This window comes from Kitasatospora sp. NPDC093679 (assembly GCF_040683455.1).
GTDB lineage: Bacteria > Actinomycetota > Actinomycetes > Streptomycetales > Streptomycetaceae > Kitasatospora > Kitasatospora arboriphila.
The window spans coordinates 191,795-209,809 of record NZ_JBFBDW010000006.1 but is presented as its reverse complement, the minus strand read 5'-3'; the positions used below and the strand labels follow the sequence as shown (position 1 = coordinate 209,809).

Annotated in this window: 16 protein-coding genes and 1 pseudogene; 9 read left to right on the top strand and 8 right to left on the bottom strand. The window is 75.1% G+C overall.

Annotated elements, in window-relative coordinates:
* Positions 1–69: 69 nt before the first annotated feature.
* Positions 70–1,419, bottom strand: a complete 1,350-nt coding sequence (locus AB0O09_RS08170; RefSeq protein ID WP_363540736.1) for a transaminase — start codon at positions 1,417–1,419, stop codon at positions 70–72.
* A gap of 250 nt (positions 1,420–1,669) precedes the next feature.
* On the opposite strand from AB0O09_RS08170, the gene AB0O09_RS08165 reads away from it, so the two are divergent.
* Positions 1,670–2,149, top strand: a complete 480-nt coding sequence (locus tag AB0O09_RS08165) for a zinc ribbon domain-containing protein (protein ID WP_363540735.1) — start codon at positions 1,670–1,672, stop codon at positions 2,147–2,149.
* A gap of 82 nt (positions 2,150–2,231) precedes the next feature.
* On the top strand, positions 2,232–3,596 hold the full coding sequence (locus AB0O09_RS08160; RefSeq protein WP_363540734.1) for an SMI1/KNR4 family protein: 1,365 nt from the start codon (positions 2,232–2,234) through the stop codon (positions 3,594–3,596).
* Between the two features lie 22 nt (positions 3,597–3,618).
* Here AB0O09_RS08160 and AB0O09_RS08155 read toward each other — a convergent pair whose 3' ends face one another.
* Positions 3,619–4,989, bottom strand: a complete 1,371-nt coding sequence (locus tag AB0O09_RS08155; RefSeq protein WP_363540733.1) for a helix-turn-helix transcriptional regulator — start codon at positions 4,987–4,989, stop codon at positions 3,619–3,621.
* 278 nt (positions 4,990–5,267) lie between these two features.
* On the opposite strand from AB0O09_RS08155, the gene AB0O09_RS08150 reads away from it, so the two are divergent.
* The 4 genes from AB0O09_RS08150 (at position 5,268) to AB0O09_RS08135 (ending at position 9,817) form a co-directional block, all read left to right on the top strand.
* Positions 5,268–6,632 (top strand): M64 family metallopeptidase, encoded by a 1,365-nt coding sequence (locus AB0O09_RS08150; protein WP_363540732.1) that lies wholly within the window; start codon positions 5,268–5,270, stop codon positions 6,630–6,632.
* A 247-nt stretch (positions 6,633–6,879) separates the two neighbouring features.
* The gene (locus AB0O09_RS08145; RefSeq protein WP_363540731.1) at positions 6,880–7,722 is read left to right on the top strand and encodes a (Fe-S)-binding protein; all 843 of its coding nucleotides are present in this window, start codon (positions 6,880–6,882) and stop codon (positions 7,720–7,722) included.
* Entirely contained in the window at positions 7,719–9,161 is a 1,443-nt protein-coding gene (locus AB0O09_RS08140; protein WP_363540730.1) for a lactate utilization protein B, read from the top strand. Before AB0O09_RS08145 ends, AB0O09_RS08140 begins: the two co-directional genes overlap by 4 nt.
* The gene (locus tag AB0O09_RS08135; RefSeq protein ID WP_363540729.1) at positions 9,158–9,817 is read left to right on the top strand and encodes a lactate utilization protein C; all 660 of its coding nucleotides are present in this window, start codon (positions 9,158–9,160) and stop codon (positions 9,815–9,817) included. Before AB0O09_RS08140 ends, AB0O09_RS08135 begins: the two co-directional genes overlap by 4 nt.
* Positions 9,818–9,942: 125 nt before the next feature.
* Here the strand turns inward: AB0O09_RS08135 and AB0O09_RS08130 are convergent, their stop codons facing one another.
* A complete protein-coding gene (locus AB0O09_RS08130; protein WP_363540728.1) occupies positions 9,943–10,695 on the bottom strand; it encodes a TioE family transcriptional regulator in 753 nt (250 codons plus the stop codon).
* A 58-nt stretch (positions 10,696–10,753) separates the two neighbouring features.
* Here AB0O09_RS08130 and AB0O09_RS08125 point away from each other — a divergent pair, with 58 nt between their 5' ends.
* On the top strand, positions 10,754–11,995 hold the full coding sequence (locus AB0O09_RS08125) for an erythromycin esterase family protein (RefSeq protein WP_363540727.1): 1,242 nt from the start codon (positions 10,754–10,756) through the stop codon (positions 11,993–11,995).
* A 139-nt stretch (positions 11,996–12,134) separates the two neighbouring features.
* Entirely contained in the window at positions 12,135–13,562 is a 1,428-nt protein-coding gene (locus tag AB0O09_RS08120) for an FAD-binding oxidoreductase (protein WP_363540726.1), read from the top strand.
* Positions 13,563–13,631: 69 nt separating this feature from the next.
* Here the strand turns inward: AB0O09_RS08120 and AB0O09_RS08115 are convergent, their stop codons facing one another.
* The 5 genes and pseudogenes from AB0O09_RS08115 to AB0O09_RS08095 all read right to left on the bottom strand — a co-directional run bounded on the left by AB0O09_RS08115 (position 13,632) and on the right by AB0O09_RS08095 (position 17,552).
* Positions 13,632–15,101, bottom strand: a complete 1,470-nt coding sequence (locus tag AB0O09_RS08115; protein ID WP_363540725.1) for a SulP family inorganic anion transporter — start codon at positions 15,099–15,101, stop codon at positions 13,632–13,634.
* Between the two features lie 49 nt (positions 15,102–15,150).
* Entirely contained in the window at positions 15,151–15,750 is a 600-nt protein-coding gene (locus AB0O09_RS08110) for a carbonic anhydrase (protein WP_363540724.1), read from the bottom strand.
* 196 nt (positions 15,751–15,946) lie between these two features.
* Positions 15,947–16,318, bottom strand: a complete 372-nt coding sequence (locus tag AB0O09_RS08105) for a hypothetical protein (RefSeq protein WP_363540723.1) — start codon at positions 16,316–16,318, stop codon at positions 15,947–15,949.
* Positions 16,319–16,512: 194 nt separating this feature from the next.
* A pseudogene (locus tag AB0O09_RS08100) lies at positions 16,513–16,848 on the bottom strand (hypothetical protein); the annotation flags it as partial.
* Positions 16,849–16,910: 62 nt separating this feature from the next.
* The gene (locus AB0O09_RS08095; RefSeq protein ID WP_363540722.1) at positions 16,911–17,552 is read right to left on the bottom strand and encodes a restriction endonuclease; all 642 of its coding nucleotides are present in this window, start codon (positions 17,550–17,552) and stop codon (positions 16,911–16,913) included.
* A gap of 229 nt (positions 17,553–17,781) precedes the next feature.
* On the opposite strand from AB0O09_RS08095, the gene AB0O09_RS08090 reads away from it, so the two are divergent.
* Entirely contained in the window at positions 17,782–18,003 is a 222-nt protein-coding gene (locus AB0O09_RS08090; RefSeq protein ID WP_363540721.1) for a hypothetical protein, read from the top strand.
* Positions 18,004–18,015 lie beyond the last annotated feature (12 nt).

Below are 18,015 nucleotides of genomic sequence, written 5' to 3'. Positions count from 1 at the left end.
GACCTTCGCACCCTACCGTCAGGCCGCCGGCCCGAGGAGGGTGCCGGCGGCCTGCGGACGGACGGGGGGTCAGCCGATGAGCTGGGCCAGGGCGACGGAGAAGACGTCGGTGTGCGCGTCCACGTCCGCCTCGGTGGTGGCGGGGCACATCAGGGCCATGTTGTGGAAGGGCGTCATCAGGATGCCGCGGTTGGCCAGGTACAGGTGGAGGAAGTCCTCCAGCTCCGGGTCGGCGACCTGGGAGGAGGCGGTGCCGGTGCGGGGGGCGGGGTTGGCGAAGCGGTACTCGGTGCGGGCGCCGAGCCGGCTGACCGACCAGGGCAGGCCGTGTGCGTCGATCGCCTGCTGGACGCCGGCCTCGAAGCGCTCGGCGAGCTTGCCCATCCGTTCGAAGGCGTCGTCGGTGAGCACGTGCTCCAGGGTGGCGCGCATCGCGGCGACGGAGAGCGCGTTGCCGGCCAGGGTGCCGCCGACGCCGCCCATGTCGACCAGGTCGAGGTCGGAGCGGCCGAGCAGCCGGTCCGCGAGCTCGGCGGAGAGCCCGTACGCGCCGGCCGGGATGCCGCCGCCGATGGCCTTGCCGATGGTCAGCATGTCGGGTTCGAGATGCCAGGCGGCGGTGCAGCCGCCGGGGCCGGCGGAGAAGGTGTGCGTCTCGTCGTTGATCAGCAGCACGCCGTGCCGGCGGGTCAGGTCGCGGACACCGGCCAGGTAGCCGGGCTCCGGCAGCACGATGCCGATGTTGGTGAGGGCGGGCTCCATGAGGACGGCGGCGACGTCGCCGTGGGCGAGCTCGCGCTCCAGCTGGTCGAGGTCGTTGAACTCGGCGACCCGGCTGGTGAGGGTGACGTCGCAGGGCGCGCCGACGTTGCCGGGGCGGGAGGCGCCGCGGCCGTCCGGGCCGACGACGATCAGCGACTCGTCGACGCTGCCGTGGTAGCTGTAGCTGTTCACCAGGATCTTGCTGCGGCCGGTGACGGCGCGGGCGAGGCGGATCGCCCAGCGGTTGGCGTCGGTGGCGGTCAGCGAGAAGCTCCAGTGCGAGAGCCCGAACCGGCGGGTCAGCTCGGCGCCCACCCACTCGGCGTCCTCGGTGGGCAGCATCGCGGTCGCGCCGCCCTGCTCGGCGAAGCGGCGCTGCACGGCGACGGCGACCGCCTCGGGGGAGTGGCCGGCCATCGCGCCGGTGTCGCCGAGGCAGAAGTCGATGTACTCGTGGCCGTCGATGTCGGTGATCCGGGCGCCGTTCGCGGTGCCGAGGTAGCGGGGGAAGGCGCCGGCGGTCTTGTTCATCCAGGTCATCGGAACCCGGCCGAAGAGGTGGTCGGCGCGTGCGTAGGCGGCCTTCGACCGCGGATTGCGGCGCTCGGCCTCGGCGCTCTCGCGGGCGAGCAGGTGCTGCAGTCGGGTGCGGTCCATGGCGGTACCTCAGCGTCGGGGGTCCGGGGGAGATGCCCTGACTGTAGGCAGGTATGGAGCGTACGAGCAAGGAATCACGCTCGATTCAATTGTTTAAGCAATCGATTCGAGCGTCCATGGGGTCTGATGCGGCAGCGTGCACTCAGTGCCTTTACTGATTGGCACTCAGTGCCATACGCTCCCGGTGTCGTGTCGATCGGGCATCGGCGGCCGCTTGCGCGCGCCCTGGCCCGGACCGGGAGGAGCCGCCATGAATCCTGTCGCCACCGCGCCCTCCGGGGTACCCGCCGCGCCCTCCGGGGTACCCGCCGTCGAGCAGCCCGGCCCCGAGCTGGTCTTCCGCCGCTGCCGCTGGTGCCGTGCCGCCACCGCGCCCGTCCGCATGCTCTGCCCGGTGTGCGGCAGCGCCGACCTGGACGACGAGGTCAGCCGCGGCACCGGCACCGTCCGGCGGCTGTTGCCCGCGGCCCGCCGCGGCGCCGGCGAGCCGATGCCCTACGTGGTCGCCCTCGACGAAGGGTTCACCGTGCAGGCTGCGGTCACCGGCACCATGCCCGGCGCCGTGCCGGCCGGTGCCCGGGTGGAACTCGCCGTCTCCAGCGGCCCGTTGGTGGCCTTCCGGCTGGCACCCGGCCAGCTCGGCCCGGTCGAGCCGGAGAGCCTCTTCGCCACCCGCGCGGTCGGCTGCGTCCGCCCGGCCGTCCTCCCCGCCGCCCGCCGCGCGGGCTGACGACCCCCGGCCCGGTGCCGCGGGGCACCGGAGCGGCCTCCGGGGTGGCCCGGCCGTCACTACCCCTCGGTACGGTCTGCGCATGATCGATCGGACGCCGCCCCTGTCGTCGCTGCACTCCTTCGCGACCTGGGAGCCCATACTGCGGCTCCTGCTGGCCCACGACACCGGGCGCAGTGCCGACGGCTCCGCCCGCCCGGCGGGACGGATCAGCCGGTACGGGCAGAGCCTCGCCCTGCCGTGGGACATGTCCTCGGTGGCGCGGACGGCGGTGAAGGACATCCAGCGGGCACTCGCACGCGGCCGGGTCGAGGAGGTCGCCTTCCGGGCGGAGGTCCGGCCGGACGGCAGCACCACCCTCGGCCTGGTCTGGCCCGGCCCGGCCGTGGAATCCGGCCTCGGCTACCCCGACCTCGGTGTGCTCGTCCTGGACGGGGACGCCCTCCCCGAGCCCTGGCGCCGCCTCCCCGAGCCCGTCCCCGGCGCGCGGCCCGCCCCGACGGCGGACCCGGAACTGCTGGAGCGGACGCTCCGCGAGCGCCTGCCCGACGCCGTCGGAGCGACGGAGGAGGAGATCGCCGCCGCCGAGACGCGCCTCGGCGTCACGCTCTCCGACGAGCTGAAGACGCTCTACCGGGTCACCCGGGCGCGGTGGGAGGACTGGGGCGACGACTGGGAGGCGGCGGTCGAGGTGAACAACGCGGTCTGCTGCGAGATCCACGACCTGGACAGCCTCTACGCGGTCGACGCGGCGGCCCGCCACTCCCGCTGGCGGTTCTCGGCGACGGACGCGCTCTCGACCCCGCCCGACGCCCCGGTGCAGGGCCTGGCCGGCTCGCCCGGCTGGATCGTCTTCGGGAGCAACGGCGGCGACGAGCTGGCGGTGGACCTGACGCCCGGCCCGGGCGGACACCTCGGGCAGGTGATCCTGGTCAGCCACGAGCTGAGCCTCGGCGCCGAACTCCTCGCAGACTCCCTCACCGACTTCGTGCTGGAGCGGACGAAGGACGGACGCGGCGGCAGTCCCGAGCGCGGCCTCCCGGTCGTGGCCGGTGTCAGGAAGGGGGGCCTCGACTCCGTCCGGGCCGCCGCCCACCCCGACCTGGAGGTCCTGTCGATCGACAGGCCGGACGGCCCGCCGTTCAGCCTCGCGCCCGTCATCGGACTGCCCCGGCTGCGCACCCTCACCGCCTGGCCCGGCGCGCTGGCCGATCCGCTGGAGATCGCCGGGCTCACCGGCCTGGAGTTCCTCGAACTCGGCCCCCGGGAGTGGCGCGTCCTGCTGGACGCCGGAGCCGTCCCCCGCAGCCTGTCGGCCGCGGCCGTCAAGGTGGGCGACGGCGACCACCTGCCCGTCGTGGACCTCGCCAACGAGATCCTGGCGCTGTGGGGCCGTCCCCCGATCGACCAGACCCTCCTGGAGGGCGACCTCGGGCCCGTGGCATGAGCGGCGCGAGCCGTCCGCGAGCTCAGGCGGAGGTGAACGGCGGCTGCGCCGGAGCGGGGCCGAGGGTGGTCGTGCCGGGCGCCGCGGCGTGCCCGAGGCCCGTCCGGTAGGTGTCCAGCGCGGCCTCGGTGCGGCCCAGCCGGCGCTGCAGGTCGCCGAGCAGACGGCACAGGTCGGCCAGGTCGCCGGCCGCGCCGGTGGGCTCCAGCAGCGCGAGGGCCCGGCCGTAGTGCTCCTCGGCCGCCGCGCTGTCGTCCCCGTCCTCCGCGAGCAGGCCCAGCAGTCGGTGGGCGGCGGCGCGGTGCACCGGCCCGCGGTCGGGCTGCAGCCGGTCGAGGAGCCGCACGAGCAGCTGCCCCGCCTCCTCGCGGCGGCCCAGTCGGCGCAGCACGTCGGCGAGCTCCACCTCCACCTGGGCGGTGTACAGCTCCGCCCGTCCGGCCGCCAGCATGTCGCGGGCGGTGGTGAGTTCGCGGGCGGCCGCGTCGAGGGCGCCGTCCTGGGCGTGCACGTAGCCGCGCATCCAGTGGCAGTGCGCCAGCTCGGTGCGGATCTGCAGCTGTTCGTACAGCGCCGCGGCCCTGGCCAGTGAGGCGTCGGCCTCCGCGGTGCGGCCCTCGGTGAGCAGGGTGCGGGCGACGGTGCGGTGCATGCCCGCGACCAGCGCCGGGTCGGTCACCTGCGGGGCCAGGCCGAGCGCGATCTCGGCGGCCTGGGCGGCCCGGGCGTGCGCGCCCATGTCCAGGTAGGGCGCGATCGCGGCGGTGTACAGCAGGACGAGGGCGTCCGGGTCCTGCAGCCCGGCGGCGTTCAGCCCGTCGATCGCGCTCTCCAGCAGGTAGCAGGAGTAGCGCAGTTCACCCGCGAGCAGGTGGGCGACGGCGCGGCCGCGGACGGCCCGGGCGCGCTGCACCGGCGGCGCCCCGGCGAGCAGCGGCTCCGCGGCCTCGAAGTGCCCGCGGGCGGCGGCCAGGTCGCCGGCGAACAGCGCGCACTGGCCGAGACCGAGCAGCGCCGCGGCCCGTTCGTCCTCCAGGCCGTGCCGCTCCGCCTCGGCGAGCAGCCGCCGGTACGCGGCGGCCGCCGGCTCGCCCTCGCCGAGGGCCAGCAGTCGCTGGGCGTCGACGAGTTCGGCCCGCAGGCCGGTCGCGATGTGCGGCGGCCGCCCGGTGGCGAGCTCCTCGTACGTCACGCCGAGCCGTTCGGCGAGGTGCCGCAGGGCGGCCTCCGAGGGCCGCACCCGGTCCGACTCCAGTATCGAGACGTAGGCGGCCGTGTAGGCGGGCTCGGCGAGTTGGCGCTGGGTGAGGCCGCGCTCGACCCGCAGCCGGTGCACCCGCCGGCCGACGGTGCCGGAGGCGTCCGGCTCCGCCGGGGTCGTCGTGTCCGTCACTGCTGTCCCCCTGTCCGCTCGGGCCCCGACGTGCGAGGGCCACCCTATGCGCTGCCCGGCCCGTGCGGCGCGGATGCCGCCCCGGCTCCGGTGTCCCGGGCACGGGCCGCCGCGTCCGGGCGGCCGACGGGCCGTCGGACAACGGAGTGAAATGCCGCCGCCCGCACGGGAATCGGTGCGCCGCCCCTTGCCGGTCAGCGCCGGCGGGCCTATGTTCAGCGGCGAGTTAAACACACTTAACTCGACTCTTAACAAGCCCTCGACCGAGAGGAGGGCATGTGCGCACCCGCATGCCCCGCTACACCGCGCTCGCCGCCGGCCTCACCCTCGCCGCCGCGCTGACCGCCCCCGCCGCGGCCGCCCCCACCCCGACCGCGGGCCCGGCCGCCGCAACCGCCGCACCGGACGGGCGGACGGTCACGGCCGAGGCCTTCACCGGCCCGGATGCGGAGGGCCGCAGAGTGCGCGTCCCGGTCGCGGCACCGGGACACCGCAAGGGCGTATCCGGGCGCACCGCACCCGGTGACGTCACCGGGGACGGCGCCGTCGGCCGGCTCGCGGTCACCGGCCCCACCGCCGACCGCCTCGACGTGGTGATCGTCGGCGACGGCTACACCGCCGACCAGCAGGACGCCTTCCACGCGGCCGCCGCCGCCAAGTGGGCCGCCATCAGCGCGATCGAGCCGTACCGCAGCTACCGCGGACTGTTCAACGTCTGGACGGTCGACGCCGTCTCGCACGACTCCGGCATCAGCGGCGACCCCGACGCCGGCACCGTGCGGGACACCGCCCTCGGCAGCTACTTCTGGTGCGCCGACACCGAACGACTGGTCTGCACCGACCTCGACAAGGTCGCCGCCTACGCCGCCAAGGCACCCGCCGCCGACCTGGTCGTGGTCGTCGCCAACTCGGCCAAGTACGGCGGCGCCGGCTACTACGGGCTGGAGGCCGAGGGCTACCCCTTCGACGGCGTGTCCACCCTCTCCTCCGACAACGCCGCCTCCAGCCTGATCGCCGCCCACGAGATAGGCCACTCCGTCGGGCAGCTCCACGACGAGTACGCCTACGACTCCTACGGCACCTGGACGGGCGGCGAGACGGACGGCCCCAACTCCACCGTGCGCACCGCCGACCAACTGCTCGCCGACCGCGCCAAGTGGTACCGCTGGCTCGGCGCGGACGACCCCGCCGGCGGCACCGTCGGCACCTACGAGGGCAGCGACTACTACCCGCACGGCCTCTACCGGCCGACCGCGACCTCGATCATGCGCGCGCTCTCCAGCACCGAGTTCAACCTGCCCGGCCGCGAGGCGATGATCGCCGGCTTCTACCGCAAGGCCAACGGGCTGAGCAGCGACCTGCCCACCGGCAGCACCGTCCGCCGGAGCACCCGGATCACCGTCGCCCCGGCCGCGCTCTCCGGCCTCGCCGCTCCCGAGCTGCGCTGGTACCTCGACGGCGGCGAAGTCCGCTCCGTCCGCGGCCGCACCTCGGTCGTGCCGGCTGCGCTCGGCGTCCGCCCGGACGGCAGGACGCACCGGCTCACCGCCGTCTCGGTGGACCGCACCGCCGCCGTCCGTGACCCGCAGATCCGGGACCTCGCCACCGACACCCTCACCTGGCGGGTCCCCGGCACCCCCTGACCCGGAGGCCGGATCCCGCAGGCCCCCGGGCGGCGGGATCCGGCCGACCTCGGCCGACATGCGTGGCGGATCCACCCGGGGGGCGCCCGGCAGCCGTACACTCCCCGCGACGACGCCCCGCGCCGCCGCCCCGCCCAGTGCCGTACCGCACCGCCGAACCGCCGTGCCGCAGCACCGCCGTGCCCGCAGCGCAGCAGCACCGCCGAACCGCAAGACGCCGCCAACGACCGCCGCCGAGGGAGCCGCGATGCGTGTCGCACTGTTCGCCACCTGCGTCAACGACGCCGTGCGCCCGCGCACCGCCCGGGCCGTGGTGGAGCTGCTGGAGCGGCTCGGGGTGACGGTCGACTTCCCGGCCGCGCAGACCTGTTGCGGGCAGCCGCAGTACAACACCGGCTACCGGCGCGAGGCCGAGCCGCTGGTGCGCCGCACCGCCGCCGCCTTCGCCGGCTACGACCACGTGGTCACCCCGTCCGGGTCGTGCGCGGCGATGGTCCGGGAGGCCTACCCGCGGATCGGCGCCCGGGCCCAGGCCGAGGGCCGCGGCACCGAACTCGCCGACGCCGCCGCCTCGCTGGCCCCCCGGATGCTCGAACTCACCGAGTTCCTGGTGGACGTGCTCGGCGTGGTGGACGTGGGCGCGTACTTCCCGCACACCGTCACCTACCACCCGTCCTGCCACGGGCTGCGGATGCTCGGCCTCGGCGACCGCCCGCGCCGGCTGCTGGCCGCGGTGAAGGGAATGGACCTGGTCGAACTGCCCGGGGCGGAGGAGTGCTGCGGCTTCGGCGGCACCTTCGCGGTGAAGAACCCGGACGTGTCCGCCGCGATGGGCGCCGACAAGGTCCGCAACGCCCTCGGCACCGGCGCCGAAGTGCTGTGCGGCGCCGACAACTCCTGCCTGCTGCACCTCGACGGCACCCTGCGCCGCCGAGGCGCCCCGATGCAGGCCGTGCACCTCGCCGAGATCCTCGCCGCTACCGAGGCCGCCCCGTACCGACCGCCCGCACCCCGCCGGGCCCACACCGCACCCACGGCCGTCGCCTCCGTCACGGCCGCCACCGCCGGTGCGGGAGGGCGCGCCGAATGAGCTCCGCGTACCTGGGCATGCCCGCCTTCCCCGAAGCCGCGAAGGGCTCCACCAAGGACGCCACCCTGCGGGCCAACCTCGGCCACGCCACCCGCACCATCCGCGAGAAGCGCGCCCGGGCGGTCGCCGAACTCGACGACTGGGCCGAACTGCGGGCCGCCGGCAAGGAGATCAAGGACCGCACGCTGCGCAGGCTCGACCACTACCTGCTGCAGGCCGAGGCGGCCGTGACCGCCGCCGGGGGAGTGGTGCACTGGGCCGCGGACGCCGCCGAGGCGAACCGGATCGTCGCCGACCTGGTCAGGGCCACCGGCGAGAGCGAGGTGGTCAAGGTCAAGTCCATGGCCACGCAGGAGACCGGGCTCAACGAGGCGCTGGCCGCCGAGGGCATCACCGCCTACGAGACCGACCTCGCCGAGCTGATCGTGCAGCTGGGCGACGATCTGCCCTCGCACATCCTCGTCCCCGCGATCCACCGCAACCGCGGCGAGATCCGCGACATCTTCCGCGAGGCGATGGGCCGTTGGGGCCGCCCCGCGCCCGAGGGCCTCACCGACTCGCCGGCCGAACTCGCCGAGGCGGCCCGGCTGCACCTGCGGGAGAAGTTCCTGCGGGCCAAGGTCGGCGTCTCCGGCGCCAACTTCCTGGTCGCCGAGACCGGCACCCTGGTGGTGGTCGAGTCGGAGGGCAACGGCCGGATGTGCCTGACCCTGCCCGAGACGCTGATCTCGGTGGTCGGCATCGAGAAGGTGATCCCCACCTGGCAGGACCTGGAGGTCTTCCTCCAGCTCTTGCCGCGTTCGTCCACCGCGGAGCGGATGAACCCCTATACGTCCACCTGGACAGGAACCACCGACGGTGACGGCCCCACGGCGTTCCACTTGGTGCTGCTGGACAACGGCCGCACCGCCACCCTCGCCGACCGGGTCGGCCGCCAGGCGCTGCGCTGCATCCGCTGCTCCGCCTGCCTCAACGTCTGCCCGGTGTACGAGCGGGCTGGCGGCCACGCCTACGGCTCCCCGTACCCGGGGCCGATCGGTGCGATCCTCACCCCGCAACTGCGCGGGCTCGGCACCGAACTCGACGCCTCGCTGCCCTTCGCCTCAACCCTCTGCGGCGCCTGCTACGAGGTCTGCCCGGTCGCCATCGACATCCCCGAGGTCCTCGTCCACCTGCGCGAACAGGCCGTCGAGCAGGGCCCCGGCCACCGCGTCGAGAAGGCCGCGATGAAGGCCGCGACCTGGCTGCTCGACCATCCGGCCGCGCTGGCCGCCGCCGAACGCGCCGCCTCCGCCACCCGCGCCCTGCACCCCCGCAAGCTCCCGCTGCCCGGCCCCGCCAAGGCCTGGACCGACACCCGCGACCTCCCCGACCTGCCCGCCGAATCCTTCCGCGCCTGGTGGGCCGAGCACCGCGACCGCAAGGACGGCCCTGCATGAGCACCTCCCGCGACACCGTCCTCGCCCGCATCCGAAGCGCCCTCACCGACGTCCCCGCCGGTGAGGAGGCCGGCCGCCCGCCCGTCCGCCGCGACTACCGCTTCGCGCACGTCCTCGACGACCCCAAGGCCGTCCTCGACCTGCTCGCCGAGAACCTGGCCGACTACCGTGCCCGGGTGCACCGCTGTACCGAGGAGACGCTGCCCGGCCTGCTCGCCCGGCTGCTCGCCGATCACGGATCCCGGTCCGTCGCCGTCCCCCCGGGCCTGCCCGCCGCCTGGCTCGCCGCGACGGAGGCCGAACGGCGACCCGACGACGGCACCCTGACGGCCCACCGGCTCGACACCACCGACAGCGTCGTCACGGGCTGCGCCCTCGCCGTCGCCGAGACGGGCACGATCATCCTCGACGGCGGCCCCGGCCAGGGCCGCCGGGTGCTCACCCTCGTCCCCGACCACCACGTCTGCGTGGTCCGCGCCGACCAGGTGGTCGCCTCCGTTCCGCAGGCCCTGCCCCGCCTGGACCCGGCCCGCCCGCACACCTGGATCTCCGGCCCGTCCGCCACCAGCGACATCGAACTGACCCGGGTCGAGGGCGTGCACGGCCCCCGCACCCTGGACGTCGTCCTGGTCGAGGACCACGCCCCCCGGAACTGACCCCCGGAACTGACCCCCGGAACTGACCCACGGGCCCTGCCCGGCAGGGACGGCCCCTGTCGGGCTTGACCCCGCCGACCCCGCCCCGCCGGGCCCGACCCCACCGGTGCCGGGATGTCCGGTGCTCAGCCGCGGGCCCGCAGGTACGCCTCCAGCACGGCCGCCCCGGCCAGCATCGCCCGTCCGCGGGCGGCCAGCCGGGCGTGCCAGTCCTGCAGCGTCGCCTCCAGCGGCTCCAGCCCGCCGGCCGCCCGCACCTGGGCGATCAGCGGGGCGATCCGCTCCAGCAGGTGGCCGCCGCGCCGGAGCTGGTGGACGAGGCGGACGTCCCGCACGTCCGCCTCGTCGTACACCCGGTACCCGGTCAGCGGGTCGCGGCGCGGACGCACCAGCCCGGCCCGCTCCCAGGCGCGCAGCGTCGCGGGCCGGAGGCCGAGCTCCTCCGCGAGCGGCCCGATGAACCTGCCGCGCGCGCGGACGGCCCCGCCCGGTCCGTCCGACGGCCCGGCACGACCCTCCGCGGCCGCCGGAGCCAGGCCGCGGAGCGCGTCCTCCACCGCGCGGAGGGTCTGCCGGTCGCCGAGGAGCTGGGCGTGGCTCTCGTCGATCAGCCGGAAGGCCTCCTCGTCCGCGCCCGTGTTCACGGCCTGCATGACCGCCGTCGCCGTCCGGTGGCCGTGCCCGGGCAGCAGGGCGAGGAAGGCGTGCAGCGCCGCCGCGTGCAGCGGGGTGTAGCTGCGGTAGCCGTGCTCGCTGCGCTCGGCGGCCGGCAGGATCCCGGCCTCCTCGTAGTTCCGGACCGCCTGCGTGGACAGCCCGTGCCCGCGCGCCAGGTCGACCGGCCGGAGCCGCTCACCGCTTTGAAGGTTTCGTGCCATGACCCTGGTGGTGTCGGGGAAAAGTTTCAACCGAAGCTTCAACGATACCGTTGAATGCATGGCGACTGACATCAAGGAATCCGTCCGCCCGGTCGACGCTGCCGCGCTGCTGGCGCTGCTGCCGTCCCGGCCGCGGATGCTCGCCCTGGGCGAGCCGACGCACGGCGAGGACGACCTGCTCGACCTGCGCAACCGGCTCTTCCGGCAGCTCGTGGAACAGGAGGGCTACCGGACGATCGCGATCGAGAGCGACTGCCTCGCCGGCCTGCGCGTCGACGCGTACGTCACCACCGGCGCCGGCACCCTCGACGAGGCCGTGGCGCACGGCTTCAGCCACGGGTTCGGGGCCTCCGCGGCCAACCGCGAGCTCGTCCGCTGGATGCGCGCCCACAACGAGGGCCGGCCCGCCGCCGAGCAGGTGCGCTTCGCCGGCTTCGACGGCCCGCTGGAGATCACCGGCGCCGAGAGCCCCCGCGCGGCCCTCACCGCGCTCCACCGCCACCTCGCGGACCACGCGGACCCGGACCTGCTCCCGTGCACCGCGGCGACGCTCGACCGGCTGCTCGGCGCCGACGACCGGTGGACGGAGCCCGCCGCGATGATGGACCCGACCCGCTCGGCGGGTCAGTCCGCCGAGGCGGCGCAGCTGCGGCTGATCGCCGACGACCTGGTGGCACTGCTCGACACCCTCACCCCGCAGCCGACCGCCGCCGACCCGAGCGCGCAGCCGGACCCGGGCGACGAGCGGGACCCGGGCGAGGAGTGGGACCGTGCCCGCCTGTACGCGCGCACCGCCGTCGGCCTGCTGCGCTACCACCACTGGACGGCCGACGCCTCGCCCGGCCGGATGGCCCGCCTGATCGGCCTGCGCGGCGCGATGATGGCCGACAACCTGCTCGCCCTCGCCGAACGCCGCCCGGTGCTGGTCTTCGCCCACAACAGCCATCTGCAGCGGGAGAGGAGCAGCATGCGGATGGGCGGCGTACGGCTGGAGTGGTGGAGCGCAGGAGCGCTGGTGGCCGCCCGCCCCGGCGCCGACTACGCCTTCGTCCACACCGCCCTCGGCACGATCCGGCACCGCGGCGTGGACACCCCGCCGCCGGACACCGTCGAAGGACTCCTGCACGCACTCCCGGACGACCACGTCCTCGTCGATGCCCGCGGGCTGGCCGCCGCCCTCACCGGGACGCCGCCCGCACCCCGGGAATCCCCCTGGTTCGGCTACGCCCCGCTCGACCCGGCCCACCTGGCCGCCGTGGACGGGCTGCTGTACGTCAGGGACGTCGGCCCGCAGGGCTGAGACCGCCGGAGCGGACGGCGGCGGACGCACGGCGGCGGGCCGGACGTCGGCTGACCGGGTCCGCGGCGGACCGGACGGTGCCGCGGCGGGCCCGGTGCCAGACTGGGGAGGCGGGGGGCTGCCCGAGACGGGAGTGGCCATGGACACGGTGACCGGCACAGGCACGACCGACCGCGCGGCGCCGTGGCCCGACCCGGAGACCGACGGCCTCGCCGCCGCACTCCGCGGCGACCTGGTGACGCCGGCGGACCCCGGCTACGACCTGGCCCGGCAGATCTGGAACGGCTCCGTCGACCGCAGACCCGCGGCGATCGCCTACTGCGCCGGGGTCGCCGACGTCATCGCCGCCGTCCGCCACGCCGCCGCCACCGGGGTGCCGTTCGCCGTCCGCAGCGGCGGCCACAGCTTCCCCGGCCAGTCGCTCTGCGACGGCGGGCTGGTCGCCGACCTGTCCCGGCTCAAGGGCATCCGGATCGACCCGCAGACCCGCACCGCCCGCGTCCAGGCCGGCGTGCTGCTCGGCGAACTCGACCACGAGACCCAGCAGTTCGGCCAGGCCGTGCCCGCCGGGATCGTCACCCACACCGGGCTCGCCGGCCTCACCCTCGGCGGCGGCATCGGCTGGCTGATGCGCCGCCACGGCCTGACGATCGACCAACTGCTCTCGGTCGACCTGGTCACCGCCGAAGGCGGCTACGTCCGGGCGAGCGAGAACGAGAACCCCGACCTGTTCTGGGGCGTCCGCGGCGGCGGCGGGAACTTCGGCATCGTCACCGAGTTCGAGTTCCGCCTCAACCCGGTCGGCCCGGCCGTCCTCGCCGGCCCGATCATCTGGGACGCCGCGGACTCCGCCCGGCTGCTGCGCTTCTACCGCGAGTGGATCGCCGACGTGCCCGACGGGCTCACCACCGCGGTCGTGCACCGCAAGGCCCTGCCGCTGCCCGAGATCCCCTCCGAGTGGCACGGCCGGCCGATCGCCGTCGTCATCTGCTGCTGGACGGGCGACCTCGACGAGGGCGAGCGGGTGCTGCGCCCGCTGCGCCGCTTCGGCCCGCCGGTCGCCGACCTGTGCCGGGCGAAGCCCTTCACCGAGCACCAGGCGATGCTCGACCCGTCCTACCCGCGGCGTCGCTGGTACTACTTCAAGTCCTTCGACACCGCCGAACTCACCGACGAGATCATCGAGATCACCGCCGACCGGGTCCGCGGGATCCGCTCGCCGCTGACCAGCTTCCCGATCTTCCACCTCGGCGGTGCGATCTCCCGCACCGGCGAGGACGACACCGCCTTCAGCGGCCGTTCGGCCGGGCACACCTTCAACATCAACGGCAGCTGCGCCGGCCCCGAGGGCTTCGAGGAGGAACAGGAGTGGGTCCGCGGCTTCTGGTCGGCGCTGACCCGGCACCACACCGGTGTGTACGTCAACTTCCTGATGGACGAAGGCGATTCACGGATCGAGCAGGCGTACGGCGCCGCCAAGTACCGACGGCTGCGCGCACTGAAGCGGCGATGGGACCCGGGCAACCTGTTCCGTCTCAACCAGAACATCCCGCCCGCGGAGGACTGAGGCCCGTACGCGGGCGGGCGGCCCGCCGTACCGCGGCCGTGGAAGGCGGCGGCACGGCGGGCGGCGGCCTCAGCGCAGCGCGGGTGCGTGCACCGGGTCGACCCCGAACTCGTTGTGCCGGCCCGCCCAGTCCTGCAGCGCCGTGCGGCAGGCGTGGTCGAGGTGGCGCAGCGCGCTCAGGTCGAGTTCGATCGCGCGGTCCCGGGGCAGCGCCTCCAGGGTGTCCAGGATGCGCGGCAGTCGCAGGAAGGTGGCGTTGCCGAGGATCGCGACCCGGATCGGGCCGTCGGCGGTGTCCGTGACCTCCAGGTGCACCGAGGAGGTCTCCCACGCCGTCTTCAGCACCGCGAGGACGAGGCCGAGCAGTACACCCTCGAACATGTTGGTGGCGACGATCGCGACGGCCGTGGCCACCAGCACCACGGCCTCGCCGCGGTGCGAGCGCCACAGCGGCCGGATCGCGGAGACGGGCAGCAGCTTGCACCCCGCGTGCACCAGGACGCCGGCCAGTGCGGCGAGCGGGATCACCCCGAGTGCGGCGGGCAGCAGTGCGGCGAACAGCAGCAGCCAGGCGCCGTGCATGACGCGGGAGGCCTTCGTCCGGGCGCCGGCCTGGACGTTGGCGGCGCTGCGGACGATGACGGCGGTCATCGGCAGGGCGCCGAGCAGACCGCACAGGGTGTTGCCGGCGCCCTGGGCGATCAGTTCCTTGTCGTAGTCGGTGCGCGGGCCGTCGTGCAGCCGGTCCACCGCGGCGGCGCTGAACAGGCTCTCCGCCGAGGCGATCAGGGTGAACGCCAGGACGGTGGCGATCGCCCCGGCGTCGGCGAGCACCGCGAGGCCGGAGGCGGACGGCGGCTCGATCACCCCGAGCAGGCCCTTCACCTCCACCTTGGCCACCGGCAGGCCGAGCCCCGCGACGACCGCGGTGGCCAGGCCGACCGCGGCGAGCTGCGCCGGCAGCGCCCGGGCCTTGGCGGGCAGCTTCTTCCACAGCACCAGCACCGCCACGGTGCCGGCGCCGACGGCGAGCGAGGCGAGGCCGGTGGAGGAGCGGGCGGTGTCGGCGACCAGGCCGGGCAGTCCGGCGATGTTCGCCGGGCCGCTGCCCCGGGCCTTGGCGCCGGCCAGCGCGTAGAGCTGTCCGGCGATCAGCACCAGGCCGATGCCGGCCAGCATGCCGTGCACCACGGACACCGAGATGGCGCGGAACAGGCGGCCCAGTCTCAGCACGCCCATCAGCAGCTGCAGCAGGCCGGCGGCCAGCACGATGACGCCGAGCGCGGCCACGCCGAACTCGGCGACCGCCTCGTACACGAGCACGGTCAGGCCGGCGGCCGGCCCGGACACCTGGAGGCTGCTGCCCGGCAGCAGACCGGTCAGCAGGCCGCCGACGATGCCGGTGACCAGGCCGAGTTCGGCGGGCACGCCGGAGGCGACGGCGACGCCGACGCAGAGCGGCAGGGCCACCAGGAAGACGACGAGGGAGGCGGCGAAGTCCGCCCGGAGGGCGGGCGGGTCGAATGCGGTTGTACGCAACATGAGGTCCTCTGTGGGTCGGTCGTGGAACGGCCGGCTCAAGGGCCGCTCAGAGCGGGAGGAAGGCGTCGGCGTCCGGCCGGTGGGCCAGGACGAGGCCGGTGTGCACCTCGTAGAACCAGGCGTGCAGCCGCAGTTCACGGGCGGCCGTGCGCCGCGCGACGCCCGGGTAGGCGCGCAGCCGGTCGAGCTGCGCGAGGACGTGCCGCTGCACCGGTCCGGCCACCGTGGGGTCGAAGACCTCGGTGGGCCCGGCGAGGGCGGTGCGGTCGGTGGTCGCCAGCCAGCCGCGGACGGCCGGCACGGCACTGAGGTCCTCGCCGCGGACGACCGCGCCGACCGCGCCGCAGTGCGAGTGGCCGCAGACGACGACGTCGCGGACGGCGAGCACCTCCACGGCGTACTCGACGGTCGCGGCCTCCCCGGAGGGGCGGTCGGTGCGGTACGGCGGGACGATGTTGCCCGCGGTGCGCAGCTCGAACAGGTCGCCGGGGTCGGCGCCGGTGATCAGCGACGGGACGACCCGTGAGTCGGAGCAGGTGATGAACAGGGCCTGCGGGGACTGCCCGGCCGCCAGGCCGAGGAACTGCCGGCCGTCCTGGGCGGCACGGTCGCGGAACGAACGGGCACGGTCGATCAAGGGGTCCATCGGGGCATACCTCCATGGCCCCGGCGCGCCTCGGCGCGGGGGCGTGGTGTCGACGAGGTCTTCACACCGCAACGGCGATGGTCGCCGTGGGCGTGCGGCGGCGCGGCCGGGCGCGGATCGGCGCGGATCGGCGAGGATCAGCGCGGTACGGCAGCGGGCCGCGCGGCTGGGCCCGAAGAACGGGCCGCGGGCCCGCTCAGCAGCGGAAGACCTGGTACACGGAGGCGGTGGACCCACCGGTGGGTCTGGACGGGTAGGGGAGGGGAGCCCCCGGCGCCCTCGGACGGGCGTCGTGGCCGGACGCCGCAGTGGACGCCACGAGCTGGCCGACCGGCCGCAGGGCGGCGCCGCCGCCCGGGGCGGGCCGGCCGACGGCGTGCGGGCCGTGCCGCAACGGCACGCCCGCGGGCAGCTCCTTCTCCGTCTCCTTGTGCTCGGCGACGTTGGCGGAGGCCGCGACCGGGACGGACTGGCGGGGCTTCAGCGTCCCCGCGGCACCCCCGCCCAGCAGCAGGGCGAGACCGAGCAGGGCCGCCAACAGGCCCGTGACCGAGCTGCGCGTACGCATCGGTGCTCCCCCTTCCGTCGCCGTTCAGCTGGGCATGTTCACGGTGATAAACGCATCTGATGACGGATCAGTTTCCTCGAGATGTGGAGATCGTGACAGGAAGGCGGCCGGTATCGGTACGTGTCCGAGCGATCCGCCCGGGAGCCACGGTGACGGAGAGTGAGGGGGAGCAGGAAGGGCGCACGGGGGTGACGTCACTCGTCCGTGTGATCGTCCGGCGAATCCCCGTCCGCCGGAGCAGAGCCGTCCCACCCCCCCCGGCCACCCCGTCCGCAAGCCCCGGTTGTTTGCCCGGTCCAGAATCGGCGGGGCGCGAATCCCTCGCGCCGGAGCCGGTGTTCGGTGGAGACGATCCGGTCGGCCTCGATCACCACGATCGGCCCGGTCGGTGGCTCGTCGAGGGGGCGGGAGCGCTCGACGTGGTCGGACCGCCGGCGGAAGGCCGGCCAGTAGTGGTCGAAGCCGGGATCGCCCTCGGACGGCACCCGGGCCCGGCCGAAGAGCTGTGCGCCCCGGCTCCCCGTCCTGCCGGGCCCGGGCGGCGACGGCCACCGGAAGCGGCGTCAGGGCGGCTGCCGCGCAGGCCCGATGCTCAGCTCCAGGGCGGTCGGCCGGTGCCCTCGGCCCACAGGGCCAGTGCGCGGCGGTCGACCGTGCGGATGCCGACCTGGGCGCAGAACGCCGCCGCTGGCTTGGTGAAGGTGCTGGTCGTCACCACGGCGGCCACGTCGCAGCGGTGGACGTCGCGGTAGGTGCCGTTGACCTTCTGCACGTCCTGGGAGCCCACGAACGTCCGGGGCCCGTACCGCTTGGCCTGGATCAGGATCCGCTGGCCGCCCGGTGTGGTCGCCAGGACGTCCGCGGCCAGGTCGCCGGCCCCGCCGACCACCGTCACCCCGGTGCAGCCGTCCCGCCGGCACAGGTCCGCGAGCGCCTGCTCGAACCCCTTCGGGCTCATCCCGAGGAACGCGCCGATGTGCCGCAGCTGCGCCGCGCGGGCCTCGAACGCGCGGCGGTCGGCGGCGGCCCGGCGGCGCAGGACGACCACGGCCGTGACCAGGCCGGCGGCCAGCAGGCCGAGCACCAGGAACGGGTGGTGGGCCAGCCAGGTCACGAAGGCCGCCACCAGTGCGAGTGCGGCCAGCGCGCTGCCGAAGAGCACCACGGCGTTGTCGCGGGCCTGCCGGGCCCTGCGCGCGGCGCTCCGGCGTCGTCGTACCGGTCTGCGGGCCACGGCGTCTCCCCCCTCGGGCAACCTCGGACAACCTCGGGCAACGGCGTGCCCGTGATCGTAGGAGCGGCCGCCGGCGGGGCGCCGGGGAACGGACGAACCCCGGCGCCGGGCGGCGCGAGTTGACCGGATCGCGTTGGTCGGTGGCCGAACCACCTGCCCCGACCGGCCGGGTTTCCGGGTCTCGGCCCCCGCCTGGCACGGGCTCTGGCATGCTCACCCGGAGTTGTCGGTGCACGACCAGGGGTGGGGCATGCAGTACAGCGTCAGCGCGAGCGTCTTCCTCGCGATCGTCGTCCTCGTCCGGCTCCGCAGGCAGACGCAGGCCCGCTCGCGCGTCGACGAGACGGTCACCGTGCTCAGCGCGGCCACCCTGGGCATCCTGATCGCCGCCACCCCGCTCGGCCAGGCCGTCCTCCACCTCGTCGGCGCGGCCACCGCCGCCGCCCGCTGACGCCTTCCGCGC

Coding starts and splice junctions, on each gene's coding strand:
- AB0O09_RS08105 (WP_363540723.1), bottom strand. CDS start 16,318: ATGCGTACGCGCAGCTCGGTCACGGGCCTGTTGGCGGCCCTGCTCGGT.
- AB0O09_RS08160 (WP_363540734.1), top strand. CDS start 2,232: ATGATCGATCGGACGCCGCCCCTGTCGTCGCTGCACTCCTTCGCGACC.
- AB0O09_RS08170 (WP_363540736.1), bottom strand. CDS start 1,419: ATGGACCGCACCCGACTGCAGCACCTGCTCGCCCGCGAGAGCGCCGAG.
- AB0O09_RS08140 (WP_363540730.1), top strand. CDS start 7,719: ATGAGCTCCGCGTACCTGGGCATGCCCGCCTTCCCCGAAGCCGCGAAG.
- AB0O09_RS08130 (WP_363540728.1), bottom strand. CDS start 10,695: ATGGCACGAAACCTTCAAAGCGGTGAGCGGCTCCGGCCGGTCGACCTG.
- AB0O09_RS08125 (WP_363540727.1), top strand. CDS start 10,754: ATGGCGACTGACATCAAGGAATCCGTCCGCCCGGTCGACGCTGCCGCG.
- AB0O09_RS08110 (WP_363540724.1), bottom strand. CDS start 15,750: ATGGACCCCTTGATCGACCGTGCCCGTTCGTTCCGCGACCGTGCCGCC.
- AB0O09_RS08135 (WP_363540729.1), top strand. CDS start 9,158: ATGAGCACCTCCCGCGACACCGTCCTCGCCCGCATCCGAAGCGCCCTC.
- AB0O09_RS08120 (WP_363540726.1), top strand. CDS start 12,135: ATGGACACGGTGACCGGCACAGGCACGACCGACCGCGCGGCGCCGTGG.
- AB0O09_RS08165 (WP_363540735.1), top strand. CDS start 1,670: ATGAATCCTGTCGCCACCGCGCCCTCCGGGGTACCCGCCGCGCCCTCC.
- AB0O09_RS08145 (WP_363540731.1), top strand. CDS start 6,880: ATGCGTGTCGCACTGTTCGCCACCTGCGTCAACGACGCCGTGCGCCCG.